The following is a 12,513-nucleotide window of genomic DNA, read 5'->3' as shown; positions in this document are numbered from 1 at the left end:
TGTGGCTACCATCTACACCGCCGAAGCACTGGCAACCGGAGAAGGTCGCAACGGCCGCGCTCGCAGCTCGGACGGTCGCCTCGACCTCGAACTTGCGATCCCCGAGGCCATGGGCGGCAACGGCCAGGGCACCAACCCCGAGCAACTGTTCGCTGCAGGTTACGCAGCCTGCTTCCACTCCGCCCTGCAGATGGTCGCCCGTGCGAACAAGGCAGATGTGACGGACTCCGCTGTTGGCGCCCAGGTCGGCATCGGTCCCAACGATGCAGGCGGATTCCAGCTCGAGGTGACGCTCGAGGTGACGCTACCGAATCTCCCCCACGACGAGGCCCAGGCACTAGCCGACAAAGCCCACCTGGTCTGCCCATATTCCAACGCGACCCGCGGTAACATCGATGTGACCGTCACGGTCACCGAAGACTAGGAGTCCCCCTTGCGCGCCAAGGAAATCCATCTCGCTTCACGTCCACACGGTGAGCCGACGCCGGAGAACTTCCGCACCGTCGAGACCGACCTTCCCGAACTTCAGGATGGTCAGATACTCGTTCGCAATATCGTCATGTCCGTCGACCCCTACATGCGCGGCCGGATGAACGACGTCAAGTCGTACGTTCCGCCGTTCCAGGTCGACGCGCCGCTCGACGGCGGCGCCGTGGGCGAGGTAGTCGAAACCCGCAGTGACGCTTTTGCAGTCGGCGACACCGTGCTGCACGGGAAGGGATGGCGGGACACCGCTGTCCTCGACGGCAGATCGGCCATGAAAGTCGACCTCGACAAGGGCTCCCCTTCGGCCTATCTGGGAGCTCTCGGCCTGACCGGGCTGACCGCCTATGTCGGGCTCACCGCGGTGGCACAGTTCAAGCCCGGCGACGTGGTGTTCGTCTCGGGTGCTGCGGGTGCCGTCGGTTCGCTGGTCGGCCAGATCGCCAAGGCAATGGGTGCGTCTCGCGTCATCGGTAGCGCAGGGTCCAAGGCCAAGGTTGCTCGGCTACTCGAGCTGGGCTTCGATGCAGCATTCGACTACCACGACGGTTCGGTGACCAAGCAACTCGCCGAGGCCGCTCCGGACGGAATCGATGTGTATTTCGACAACGTCGGCGGCGACCACCTCGAAGCTGCCATTTGGTCGATGAACAAGAACGGCCGAATTGCACTGTGCGGAGCAATCTCTCAGTACAATTCGACCGAAGCCAGCCCTGCGCCTCGGAACTTGGCGCTGGCCATCGGCAAGGAACTGATGCTGAAGGGCTTCATCGCCGGCTCCTACCAGCATCTCGCCGGTGAGTTCAGCGAGAAGATGGCGACATGGCTTGCCGACAACGTCATCGAGTGGGACGAAACCGTTGTCGAGGGTATCGACAACGCGCCGCAGGCGTTCATCGGACTGCTCCGCGGCGAGAACACCGGAAAGATGGTCGTCTCCATCTAGCCTGCCAGTGGACTGACTCTGGCGTCGCGTCTTCGTAACAGTCCTCGTGTTGCACCGACAGATCCGACGTTAGAGTTGGTCCATGGCCCGCGCACCGCTTCCCCTGCGCGACGGCCTCGGTCCTACTCGGATTCGAATGCCCGATACCGAGACCTTCCCCACCGTCGTGGACTATCTTGTCGATCGTTTTCCACACGATGAGAGACGTCTGCGAGAAAAAATCGCTGCACGGGAAGTGGTGGATGCTGCAGGAGTGCCCATCGAACCGAGCTCACGGCTCGTTCCGCGCAGCGATATCTATCTCTATCGCGATCCACCGCTCGAACCCGTCGTGCCGTTCCCGATCGACATCCTCCACCACGACCGTGACCTACTGGTCATCGACAAGCCACACTTTCTGGCGACGATGCCACGCGGGGCGTATATCGCCAGGTCCGCGCTCGTTCTACTGCGCCGAGAATTGGGTCTACCCGACCTGAGCCCCGCCCATCGCCTCGACCGCCTGACCGCGGGCGTGCTGATCTTCACCGTCCGCCCCGAAGTTCGCCGTGCATATCAGGAATTGTTCGCGCAGCGCGCCGTGACGAAGGTCTATCACGCGGTGGCACGATTCGATCCAGAGCTCGAGCTTCCGCTGACGCTGCGTAGTCGAATGATCAAGGTACGCGGCGTACTTCGCGCCGAAGAAGTCCCCGGTGAACCGAATGCCGAAACGCATGTCGAGCTCACCGACCACGACCGCCGTCATGGCCTCTACACTTTGCGACCCACCACCGGACGCACACATCAACTGCGCCTTCACATGAACTCGCTGGGGCTGCCGATTCTGGGTGACAACTTCTACCCCGACTTCTACGACGTCGCCGGTGACGACTATTCGCATCCGCTGCAGCTCCTGGCTCGATCGATCGAGTTCCAAGATCCGTTCACCGAGACGATTCGAACTTTCGTCAGTACTCGCACACTCGAACTCCCTAGCGGGGCATAGAGAGAACATCGCCGTGTGCGGCATTCTCCTCGGCGATCTCCGCCGTCCGGACGTTGATGCGATGTGAAAACACAGCCAGCGCCACCAATCCGATCGCGACGCTGGCCAGCGCACCGAATCCCTCCTGGGCAAAATCGACCAACGCGTTCAGCAGCGTGAAGATCAAAGCCGCGATGCGAAGCATGTGCAGTGGCCACAATTTTCCTCCACGGAGCCTGATCGCCGACGGCAATGCAAGCGAAAAGGTCAGCATGGAGGACACGAACAGAATTCCGCTCGCTACCCCCATGCCCTCGACCTCGATGTTCATGTCACGGGTATCGAGATAGAGATTCCCGAGAACCAACTCGACGATCCCGAAGACCACACCCAGGAACGATACGAGGGTCATGCCCCACGCAAAAACGGACACCCATCGAGGGCTCTTGAAGAACTTCGGGATCAGCCGAGGTGCGAACTGCTGGGCGTCGTACAGTCGTGCCGATCCGGTCCTACAGTTCTCGAGAAGAAGTCGGAGCCCGGCGATGGTCGCGGCGTCCTCGCCCTCCGCCTCCGCCCGGTCGACCATCCGCAGAGCCCAAGCGCGCCGGTGATCCGGCAGTCCGTGTGCGATGCCATGCGCGGCTATCAGAGCCGCATTGGCCAACGTCTCCTGATGCGAAGGCCGTCGAATGTCGCGCACGATTCGATTACCCACGAGGACGACGACGACGAGCACGTACATGATTTCCGAGGACGGGCCATAGAAGTAGTCGTTGTCCTTCGTGACGAATTTGCCGACCTCGTCGAGGAACAAGCCGAACCCGATTCCGCCGAGCAGGACGGCAAGTGCGCGAACCGCGAACCCGATGAACATCCACCCGATCAACAGGGCGAACATCATCAGCGCGCCGCCATACAGCGCATGTGCGATGTGAAGGGTCTTACCGCCGACCTGCGGGTAGTTGGTCAACTCCAGATACAGGCGGGTGAGCAGAATCGTCGCGATGGCGATGATCATGAAAGCCTCGGCCGTCGTCGAACCGTAGGCGTCCCGCACGACACGCGAGCGGCGTAGAGGTACTTGCTGCGACGTAACGTCGGTGGTCACATCCACAGTATGTAGGTCGAGAGCACACTCGATCACTACTTCGGCGATCGACTCACCCTGTGCGCCACCGTTTGACAAATCCGTTTGCTGAAACTGCAATAGGTGCATGGCCAGCCCCGAAGAGGACATCGACGACGTCATCGCAGCTGTGGGTCCCCGTCTGAAACGACTACGCGGCGAACGTGGCACCACACTTGCCGCACTCGCCGAGACGACGGGGATCTCACTCAGCACACTTTCCCGACTCGAATCCGGTGACCGAAAACCGAGCCTGGAGCTACTCCTTCCGATCGCCCGGGCACACCAGATTCCCCTGGATGAACTCGTCACTGCGCCGCCCGTCGAGGATCCGCGGGTGCGCTCGGCGTCGATTCGACGCGAGCATGTGACGATTCACCCGCTCACCCGACGCCCCGGTGGGATGCAGGCATACAAGCTCGTGGTCGATCCCGTTCGCGCCGAGCCTGATCCTCGCGTTCACGAGGGTTACGAATGGCTCTACGTTCTCAACGGCAGATTGAGATTGGTACTCGGCGAACACGACATCGTCATGAAGCCGGGCGAGGCCGCGGAATTCGATACGCGCGTGCCACATTGGTTCGGTGCGGTCGACGATCGCCGAGTGGAAATACTCAGTCTTTTCGGTCCCCAGGGTGAACGTATCCACATTCGAGCCAGCCCGTCGTAGAAGACTTGGAGCTGGTCCGTGTACCCGTCGACTGGATGTGGGAGAGTGAGCGGTCTGCTGAATGGGCAGCAGGAACCGAAACAAACCAATAAGGAACCGTTCATGATCGATAGAAGTCCCGACACAATGACGTCTCGGGGACCGGCTTCACGCACCGATGTCGACATCGCGACGGGTGTCCTCGTCGGCGTTCGCGGCGGAAGTGTCGCGCGGGCAGTGGAGGATTTGTTCGCCACCGCCCGAGACAATCGCGTCAGCCTGTTCGAACTGTCCCGCACCGTGATCACCATCGCCGAGGGCAGGGACGGCGGTGAACCGGAAACGCGTCGGGTCGCCCTGGCCCGATGGGGAACTGCTCTCGCCACCCAGGACGAACTGATCGGAAGCTAGCAACTGCTGCGACGGCGTGAAGAAGCGGTCAGCCGAACACGATGGCGAGAACCACCGAAGCCGACGTCGCAGCAATTGCCAAGATGATCAACGACGCCACAACTCGCTGCCGAACCGGACGACTTCGGTCGCTGTAGGCGCCGCTCGGACCGGGCAGGTCGTCGTCGAGAAAGTCGTCGGAATCGACGCCCACCTCGTCGAAGTAGACCGTGTCGCGAGGTGGAACCCACTGTTGGCCGTTCGCGCGGATAGCCGAGGACAATCGTTCGAGTCGAGCCTGCGCCGGGGCCGGGTAGTACTCGGACGGTGCGTTTATCGGTAGACCTCGTGCCAACGAGATCGGCGACCGATAGCGCGCTTCCAGCGCTGCGAACGCAGCGGATGCGGTGGGATCGCCGTCTGCTTTCGAGGTCAGGAACCACGCGGCACCCGCTGCTGCACGTTCGCCCATCAGCAGATGGGTGTACGCCAGTAGTTCCAGAATCGGCTGGGACGCCGGGGACGTACGAAGTGCCGCATACAGTCGGTCCCGAGCGTGTGCATTGTCCCCGCGCGCAAGGTCGCGCTGGGCTTCCTCGATCACATCCACAGGCCTAGCCTAGCGAGTTCGAGCCGGCGGGCACATGACAGACGTGCTCGACATCATTCAGGCCTCGGCGTAGACCGTGCCTGGCCGCAGCATCAGTGCGAGAGCGATGGTAGCCGCGGTGCCGACGAGGATCACCACAACGACCATGTTCAATCCACCGACCGTAGGTGCGATGCTCCCCGCGATGGCGGACGATGCCAGGATTGCCGTCGCGATCGATGCGCCGATCCCCTGCCCGGCAGTGCGAACGACCGCATTCAAACCGGTTGCTTCGCTGGTGTTTTCGACCGGAACCGACTCGACCACGAGGTTCGGGAGCGCAGTGTAGGCGAACGATGTCGCGATGGACACGGTGACGACCATTGCGAACATCCCGAGCTTGGCGTCGTTGAATGCGTAGAGCAGCACCGCCGACACCGCATACATCAGTCCACCGATGAGCAGCGAAACGCGAGAACCCACCGTTCGCGAGAGACGCCCGCTCAGCGGAGTGAAAGAGAAGCCAAGCAACGCGCCCGCAAGTGTCAGGGCCCCGGCCGCACTGGGTGACATGCCGAGACCGAACGAGCCACTGGACGGCGACTGCAGAACGATGGGGACGATCAAGTTGCTGATCCCAAAAGGACCGACCGCGAGGGTCAGCGTCGCGAGCATCGTCAACGCGAGTTTGCGATCGGTAAGCAGACGCACGTTCGCGATCGGATCGGTCACTCGAAGCTCCCACAGCACCCACAGCACGAGAATGACCACACCGCCGACAAGCAGGCCGAGGGTTTTCCCATCGGTCCAACCCCATGAACTGCCCTTGGTGATACCCAGCAGGATTCCCGCGATGGCGGGTGCGAATGCGATGGTGCCGATCCAGTCGAGCTTCTGGGTGGTCCCGACGGGGGGAAGCCACGGAAGCACGAACGCCACGAGCAGCAGCATGCACGTCGCATAGACAGCCGCGACGATGAAGATCATGTGCCAGCTCGCGTAGTCGATCATCATGCCGGCCAGAAAGGCCGATCCAGCGCCGGCAGCCACGGCGGTACCCGAGATGACCGCGATCGCAACCGGGACCTTCACGTTGGGCAGATGCGCACGTGCCAGTCCGATGCACAGCGGGAGAATCGCACCCGCAACGCCTTGGATGGCGCGGCCACCGATGATCGCGCCCACACTGTCGCCGATGGCGCTGAACAACGAGCCGAACGTAGCGATAGCCAGGACGATGATCAGAACCCGCTCACGCCCGTACATGTCACCGAGACGTCCACACACCGCGGCGGAGGCAGCGGCGACCAAGAGGAATGCGGTCACTGCCCAGCCGACCGTCGCGGCGTCACTGTCGAAGTCTCTGATGATGGTCGGGATTGCAGCGAACACCATCGAAGTTTCGAATGCGCTGATGACCTCGATCAAACTGAGAACGAGGATGATCACCGCAGCCGAACGCTTTCTCGTGTAACGAGCGGCCTGCGGCGCAACCTTCTCAGGAGCTGCTGGACCTGGAATCGTCGTCATCGACGTTCCCCACGTGCGAATAGTGACACCGAAGTGGTCGTGCACGGGCGGTTTCGATCCTCGAACTCGAATCGAGTTGACTTGTCGTGCAGCATTTTTGGTCCTTGACTCCTCAGAAGGCGGCACATTCCCGCTCGGTAGAGCCAAAAAGTAACAGTGGCTGAGAGCACAATGCGTATCAAGTCTCACTGGGTGAAAGTTCGGAGATTTCGGCGCCGGATTTCCGATCTCGCTCGCCGCTCGACAAGCGCGAGCCTCCACCTGACGATTGCACAGGCCGCAACCGTGGATAGAACCAAAAAAGCCCCACTCGGATGAACCGAATGAGGCTGGTACTGAAACTGTGGTGGCCAGGGCCGGGATCGAACCGGCGACCTTCCGCTTTTCAGGCGGACGCTCGTACCAACTGAGCTACCTGGCCGGGCGGCACCGGTGACAATGCCTTGTACTGATCTGTGCAAATACGTACTGATCGTGTAATTCGGTGACAACACCGAACTTGCGACCCTGACGGGACTCGAACCCGCGACCTCCGCCGTGACAGGGCGGCGCGCTAACCAACTGCGCTACAGGGCCTTGCGTCGAACTCAACTAGCGCAAACTTTAGCAGGTGATCAACCTGCTTCGAACCGCGCCAGCCTGCAAGAGACTGCTGTACTGCACACCGGATTGTCAATTCCGGCGATCGAACGTACCCCCTACGGGATTCGAACCCGCGCTACCGCCTTGAAAGGGCGGCGTCCTAGGCCGCTAGACGAAGGGGGCCCGCCGAACTACTCGAACTTGCAGCAACTCGGACTACGAGCTTCCACAATCTCGAACTGCTCTGACGTTACCCTCAACGGCATTCCGTTGGGAGCTTGGATAGCTTAGGGCACTTCTTCCGAAAAACTCAAACCGGCAGGTCAGAGGCACTATCTGTAGCCACCAGCTCCAGGGGTGGCCATCCGACACGGTGCCAGGTGTCCAACCACTGAGGTGTTGCCATCGCATAAAGGAGCACTTCGAGGGATTCTTGGAACAGCGCACGCAGCTCGGTGCTGTCCGACACGAGATCAGCCATGAATCGCTGACCCGCCAGTGACGCGCTCAGCACCCTGGTGAATTTGTCCGGGCCGAACTCCGGCTTCAAGTCGCCCATCTCCTGGGCCTTGCGTGCCAATTCGTGTCCGGCCAGACCCCAAGCTCGGCCACTCCCGGATTTGACCTCGCTGTAGAACTCCGGTTCGACGATCAGCCGAAACTCGGCTCGAACTATGACGTCGGTCTGAAATCCGAGCGCGATGTCGTCGATGATGCCGCGAATGACTTCGAAGGGATGCAGCGTCGAGCCCTGCCACTTCTCGGTGATAGCGGTGTACCTCTCCAGCGCAGCCACGAGCACTGCCCGGGCCAGATCTTCCTTCGATTGGAAGTGGAAGTACATCGCGCCCTTGGTGGCATTGGAGCCCTCGAGGATCGCATTAACGGACGCAGCCGCGTATCCACGTCGGGCGAACTCCGTCGCCGCAGCCTCGACGATCGCCGCTCTGGTCCTGCGTGCGCGCTCTTGTTGTGCCATTACTTCTCGTGCCTCCGAAAAAAAGCGCTCTGCATATCAGCAGTCCATACCGCTGATCGAGCGTACGTCACCATGTCCTCGACAAAGCTGTTCGTTGCCCCAGAAATACCTGAGAAACCCAGAAAACAGACAAATCGACGACGAGAAACAAACAATCCGAGTGGTACGCTTCACCCGGCTCGAGTGCGCTGCAGGGGGTGCGCACTCGAGCCACTAGTTCACGCAGGGCAGGGTGCGCTCACCGCGTAGCGCATACTTTACAAATAATACCCCACTGTAAGGCCCCGAACCGGTCAGTCGACTTGCCGTCGGCCATCAGAGCCAATCGCGGCGTTTGAAACTCCACCACAATCCTGTCGCCAGTCCGATCAGCAGCACAGTACTCAGCCAGAAGCCGAGGGCGCGGCCGTAACCAGGAAACGGAATGTTCTGACCGAAGTATCCGGTCACCCCGGTAGGTATGGCGATGATCGCCGCCCACGCCGTGAGCTTCTTCATGACCTCGTTCAACGAATTACCCTGCATTGCAAGACCTGTCGACAAAATGATCTCGATCGCCTCACGAAGGCCGTCGACCCTCTCCGTCAGCCGAAGCGAATGGTCGTACAAGTCCTGGTAATAGGGAGTGACTTCATTGTCGATTGGATGTCGGTTCGGCCTGAGCAAGCCTGCGCATACCTCGGCCATGGGCAGAACCACCCTCGAAGCCGCGACTACCGACCGGCGAAGTACGAAGTTGCGCAACTGAATATCGCGAACCGGCAACCCATCGTCGATCAGCGCTTCCTCGATCGACTGCACATCCTCGTCCAGCGAATCCACGACGGCGAAGTACCCGTCCATGACGGCGTCGAGAAACGACCACACCAGGTACCCCACCCCGTGAGCGATCATCGCAGACTCGTCGTCCCAGCCGTCGAGAATAGAATCCAGGGCAAACGCCTCGTTCGAACGAATCGTGATGAGGGCATTGCCCGTGACGAACATTCCGATCTCGGTTTCCTGAATCGAATCCTCGGCATCGAGCCGAAGTGACCGCGTATGAACGAGAGAGTGGTCACCGAATCGAACGAACCGTGGCCGCCGTCCGTGAGACAACGCCCCCTCCAGCGCCAGCGGATGGAGTTCGCGACCGCCGAGAATCTCAGCGACCCGAGACAGGTCGGCAGTCGTCGGTGCCAAGAGGTCGAACCACAGAACAGCGTCAGGGTCCGTGCTCCACTCCCGCAGTTCTTCCTCGTTCGGATTCGTTGCTTCCAAGGCGCCGTGCCGATAGATACGACCACGCGTGGCGCAGCCGATCGCACCGTGATCTTCGGTACTACGAATCACATTCGACTCCCTCTATCTACCCGACATCTGTCAGTGACTCCATGATGCACCGGTGATCACGCGCGGGCTTTCATCTGGTTCGAGTCCCAACATGATTCACCGCTGAAGGCTTTCGGTTCAACGCTTTTCGGTGACGACTCTCCATGCAACGACTTTGGTGGACATCTTCGAAGAGTTACCCACCCGCCTTCCGGTCTCGAAAAGAATCGGATAACAATCCGAACTCGACCCGGCGCCGCTCACTCGCGAGGCCGAAATACGACCTAGTGTGATCCAGGACACATAACGTCGGTCGTGGATGACGAACTCAGGTGACAGCATGGTTGTCAAAGAACTCTTGTACCGTTGCGCAAGAATAGTTCTCACAGCCACACTGATCGCTGCGTGTCCCTGGCCGGTCAGCGCCGACCCCGTGACGGACTTCATCACACCGAAGCAAGATCCCGCATCTGCCGCGGCCACTCCGCTCTCGGACCCATGGTTCGACGCGCCTGCCGGATACGAGAATTCGAGCCCTGGAACCATCCTCGGCACCCGTCCGGTAGACGTCGGCCCACTGATCACACCGGTGACCTCCACCCAGATCCTTTTTCGATCCACCGATTCCAAGGACCGACCCGTCGCGGCAGCCACCACCGTCATCGTGCCCACCGCCCCGTGGACCGGCAAGGGTAGTCGACCTGTCGTCGCCTACAACATGGCAATAGATTCACTGGGCAACACGTGCGCACCGTCATGGACACTCCCTCGAGGTATTGCACCAGAAATCGTTGCAGTGCAACTCTTCCTAGCCAAGAACTATGCGGTGGTGGTCACCGACCACCAAGGTCCCCGGCAGGCATATGCCGCAGGACGGATGGCCGGACACTCAGTCCTCGATGCCTTGCGAGCAATGGTCGCTCTACCTCAGTTGGGGCTCGACAAGGAATCTCCGATCGCTGTAACCGGCTATTCCGGGGGTGCAATCGCATCCGGCTGGGCCGCGCAACTCGCACCGTCCTACGCCCCGGAAGTGAACATCGTCGGTACCGCGTTCGGCGGTGCGCCGATCGACTACCGCATCCTGCTCGGATCCATGAACGGAACCAACGCAGCATCGACCTTGTTTCTCTCCGCAGCACTCGGCGTCGCCCGCGAATATCCGGAAATGTTCCAACTCATGAACGCGAACGGACTTCGGCTCGCGCAGATAGCGAAGGACATGTGTGTCTATCTACTCACTCCAGGCGGGCTGGTGGCACCGATACCCGTCCAAGCACTCTCGGACATACCGAACGTGGATCGCACTCCGATCGCGGAGGAGATCATCGCTCAGACGCGGATGGGTGGTGACCTCGCGCCGTCGGCCCCGGTATTCATTTACCAAGGGCAGCAAGAATTCTGGATCCCCAGGCAGGGCGCCGAGACCCTGTACGAAGAATGGTGCGCCCACGGATCCGACGTCCGGTTGGAGGAATATCTCGGCGAACACATGACAGTCGCGGTGTCGGGCTTGCCTGGTTCCCACGCGTGGATCGACGAGCGGCTCGCCGGAATCCCCGCACCCAAAGGTTGCAGCAGCTTCGGCAAATAGCTGCTCGGCACTCTTTGGGGGTACCTGCCTGCCGGCTGGGAACACCCATTACACTTTCGATCCGCGCCCCTATAGCTCAGTTGGTAGAGCTACGGACTTTTAATCCGCAGGTCGTAGGTTCGAGTCCTACTGGGGGCACCGAAGATGTCCACGCGGTGGCGGACGCCGCCCACCGCGTGTTCGGTCCCGGACGCCCGCTTCTCCACCACCGGCGGCCCGCAGCATCCGAATTCATCGAAAGTACACTTGGTAACAGTTCGGCTACGGGGAACGAACTGTCAATGGGGAATGAACTGCTACGGGGGCAACAACGCCTTGGTTCCCGGCCGACTACTGTGCGCCACGCAACTGGAGAGCGTTCACAGCGAAGTTACGGTGCCGTAGGCTAGGTCCGGATATCGGCAATGTATGGAGGCAATGTAATGGCGAGGGATCTGACACAGCTGGAGCTGCTACACGAGCTGGTTCCTGTTGCGGAAGACAACGTGAACCGCCACATGTCGATGGCGAAGGAGTGGCACCCGCACGATTACGTGCCGTGGGACGAAGGCCGCAACTTCGCTGCACTCGGTGGGGTGGACTACGAACCGGAGCAGAGCACACTCTCCGAGGTAGCGCGAGCAGCGATGATCACCAACCTGCTCACCGAGGACAATCTGCCCTCGTACCACCGCGAGATCGCCGAAAACTTTTCGCAGGACGGCGCCTGGGGCACCTGGGTGGGACGGTGGACCGCGGAGGAGAACCGGCACGGCATCGTCATGCGTGACTACCTGGTGGTCACCCGCGGTGTCGATCCGGTCGCGCTCGAACAGGCCCGGATGATTCACATGACCAACGGTTTCGCCTCACCGGCGGGCGCACAGACCGGACTGTTGCATTCGGTCTCGTACGTCACCTTCCAGGAACTCGCCACGCGCGTCTCGCATCGCAACACCGGCAAGGTGTGCGACGACCCGATCGCCGACCGGATGCTCCAGCGCATCGCCGCGGATGAGAACCTGCACATGATGTTCTACCGCAACGTCACCGCTGCCGCTCTCGACATCGCGCCGGATCAGACGTTGGAAGCGATTTCGCATATCGTGATGAACTTCCAGATGCCCGGTGCCGGGATGCCGAACTTCCGCCGTAACGGTGTGTTGATGGCCAAGCACGGTATCTACGATCTGCGTCAGCACCTCGAGGACGTGGTGTGGCCGGTGCTGCGGAAGTGGCAGATCTTCGAACGTGAGGACTTCACCGGCGTCGGGGAATCCAAGCGTGAAGAGCTGGCCGTGTTCCTCGAAGACCTCGAGCGTCAGGCCACCAAGTTCGAGGAAATGCGTGATCGTTCCCTCGCACGCGAAGCCGCCAAAGCAGAG

The 12,513-nt window shown here is 61.0% G+C and carries 12 protein-coding genes and 4 tRNA genes; 8 read left to right on the top strand and 8 right to left on the bottom strand.

Annotated elements, in window-relative coordinates:
* The first annotated feature begins 1 nt into the window (after window position 1).
* From BJD99_RS13820 to BJD99_RS13810, 3 genes are all read left to right on the top strand, one after another.
* Window positions 2-424, top strand: a complete 423-nt coding sequence (locus BJD99_RS13820; RefSeq protein ID WP_143542185.1) for an organic hydroperoxide resistance protein — start codon at window positions 2-4, stop codon at window positions 422-424.
* 9 nt (window positions 425-433) lie between these two features.
* Complete coding sequence (locus BJD99_RS13815; protein ID WP_084347524.1) at window positions 434-1,429, top strand: NADP-dependent oxidoreductase; 996 nt, start codon at window positions 434-436, stop codon at window positions 1,427-1,429.
* Between the two features lie 82 nt (window positions 1,430-1,511).
* Complete coding sequence (locus BJD99_RS13810) at window positions 1,512-2,417, top strand: pseudouridine synthase (RefSeq protein WP_084347522.1); 906 nt, start codon at window positions 1,512-1,514, stop codon at window positions 2,415-2,417.
* Here BJD99_RS13810 and BJD99_RS13805 read toward each other — a convergent pair.
* The gene (locus BJD99_RS13805) at window positions 2,404-3,417 is read right to left on the bottom strand and encodes a hypothetical protein (RefSeq protein ID WP_256895779.1); all 1,014 of its coding nucleotides are present in this window, start codon (window positions 3,415-3,417) and stop codon (window positions 2,404-2,406) included. The two genes, BJD99_RS13810 and BJD99_RS13805, sit on opposite strands and share 14 nt — an antisense overlap.
* A 196-nt stretch (window positions 3,418-3,613) precedes the next feature.
* On the opposite strand from BJD99_RS13805, the gene BJD99_RS13800 reads away from it, so the two are divergent.
* Both BJD99_RS13800 and BJD99_RS13795 read left to right on the top strand, forming a co-directional pair.
* Window positions 3,614-4,195 carry a helix-turn-helix domain-containing protein gene (locus BJD99_RS13800; protein WP_084347520.1) on the top strand — a complete coding sequence of 194 codons (582 nt, stop codon included), beginning with the start codon at window positions 3,614-3,616 and terminating at the stop codon, window positions 4,193-4,195.
* 102 nt (window positions 4,196-4,297) lie between these two features.
* Complete coding sequence (locus BJD99_RS13795) at window positions 4,298-4,585, top strand: ANTAR domain-containing protein (protein WP_256895695.1); 288 nt, start codon at window positions 4,298-4,300, stop codon at window positions 4,583-4,585.
* 28 nt (window positions 4,586-4,613) lie between these two features.
* Here the strand turns inward: BJD99_RS13795 and BJD99_RS13790 are convergent, their stop codons facing one another.
* From BJD99_RS13790 to BJD99_RS13760, 7 genes are all read right to left on the bottom strand, one after another.
* Window positions 4,614-5,174 carry a DUF6584 family protein gene (locus tag BJD99_RS13790; protein WP_084347518.1) on the bottom strand — a complete coding sequence of 187 codons (561 nt, stop codon included), beginning with the start codon at window positions 5,172-5,174 and terminating at the stop codon, window positions 4,614-4,616.
* A 57-nt stretch (window positions 5,175-5,231) separates the two neighbouring features.
* Complete coding sequence (locus BJD99_RS13785; RefSeq protein WP_179142339.1) at window positions 5,232-6,683, bottom strand: MFS transporter; 1,452 nt, start codon at window positions 6,681-6,683, stop codon at window positions 5,232-5,234.
* A 344-nt stretch (window positions 6,684-7,027) separates the two neighbouring features.
* A tRNA-Phe gene (locus BJD99_RS13780) sits at window positions 7,028-7,104 on the bottom strand.
* Window positions 7,105-7,185: 81 nt separating this feature from the next.
* A tRNA-Asp gene (locus tag BJD99_RS13775) sits at window positions 7,186-7,259 on the bottom strand.
* Between the two features lie 116 nt (window positions 7,260-7,375).
* Window positions 7,376-7,448: transfer RNA gene (locus BJD99_RS13770), tRNA-Glu, on the bottom strand.
* Between the two features lie 127 nt (window positions 7,449-7,575).
* The gene (locus BJD99_RS13765) at window positions 7,576-8,244 is read right to left on the bottom strand and encodes a TetR/AcrR family transcriptional regulator (protein ID WP_084347516.1); all 669 of its coding nucleotides are present in this window, start codon (window positions 8,242-8,244) and stop codon (window positions 7,576-7,578) included.
* A gap of 315 nt (window positions 8,245-8,559) precedes the next feature.
* A complete protein-coding gene (locus BJD99_RS13760; protein ID WP_084347514.1) occupies window positions 8,560-9,576 on the bottom strand; it encodes a magnesium transporter CorA family protein in 1,017 nt (338 codons plus the stop codon).
* Between the two features lie 319 nt (window positions 9,577-9,895).
* Here BJD99_RS13760 and BJD99_RS13755 point away from each other — a divergent pair, with 319 nt between their 5' ends.
* The 3 genes from BJD99_RS13755 to BJD99_RS13745 all read left to right on the top strand — a co-directional run.
* Window positions 9,896-11,149, top strand: a complete 1,254-nt coding sequence (locus BJD99_RS13755; protein ID WP_179142338.1) for a lipase family protein — start codon at window positions 9,896-9,898, stop codon at window positions 11,147-11,149.
* Window positions 11,150-11,214: 65 nt separating this feature from the next.
* A tRNA-Lys gene (locus BJD99_RS13750) sits at window positions 11,215-11,287 on the top strand.
* A 284-nt stretch (window positions 11,288-11,571) separates the two neighbouring features.
* Window positions 11,572-12,513 (top strand): acyl-ACP desaturase (locus BJD99_RS13745; protein WP_084345060.1); only part of this gene is annotated, 942 nt, incomplete at its 3' end.

This window comes from Rhodococcus sp. 1163, assembly GCF_002091985.1.
Taxonomy (GTDB): Bacteria; Actinomycetota; Actinomycetes; order Mycobacteriales; family Mycobacteriaceae; genus Rhodococcoides.
Note: the sequence above shows the minus strand (reverse complement) of the source record. Positions and strands in the feature narration are given on the sequence as shown.

What these genes read in the sequence shown, in the direction of transcription:
- BJD99_RS13795 (WP_256895695.1), top strand. Translation starts at nt 4,298, where the DNA reads ATGATCGATAGAAGTCCCGACACAATGACGTCTCGGGGACCGGCTTCA.
- BJD99_RS13785 (WP_179142339.1), bottom strand. Translation starts at nt 6,683, where the DNA reads ATGACGACGATTCCAGGTCCAGCAGCTCCTGAGAAGGTTGCGCCGCAG.
- BJD99_RS13805 (WP_256895779.1), bottom strand. Translation starts at nt 3,417, where the DNA reads ATGATCATCGCCATCGCGACGATTCTGCTCACCCGCCTGTATCTGGAG.
- BJD99_RS13765 (WP_084347516.1), bottom strand. Translation starts at nt 8,244, where the DNA reads ATGGCACAACAAGAGCGCGCACGCAGGACCAGAGCGGCGATCGTCGAG.
- BJD99_RS13800 (WP_084347520.1), top strand. Translation starts at nt 3,614, where the DNA reads ATGGCCAGCCCCGAAGAGGACATCGACGACGTCATCGCAGCTGTGGGT.
- BJD99_RS13755 (WP_179142338.1), top strand. Translation starts at nt 9,896, where the DNA reads ATGGTTGTCAAAGAACTCTTGTACCGTTGCGCAAGAATAGTTCTCACA.
- BJD99_RS13810 (WP_084347522.1), top strand. Translation starts at nt 1,512, where the DNA reads ATGGCCCGCGCACCGCTTCCCCTGCGCGACGGCCTCGGTCCTACTCGG.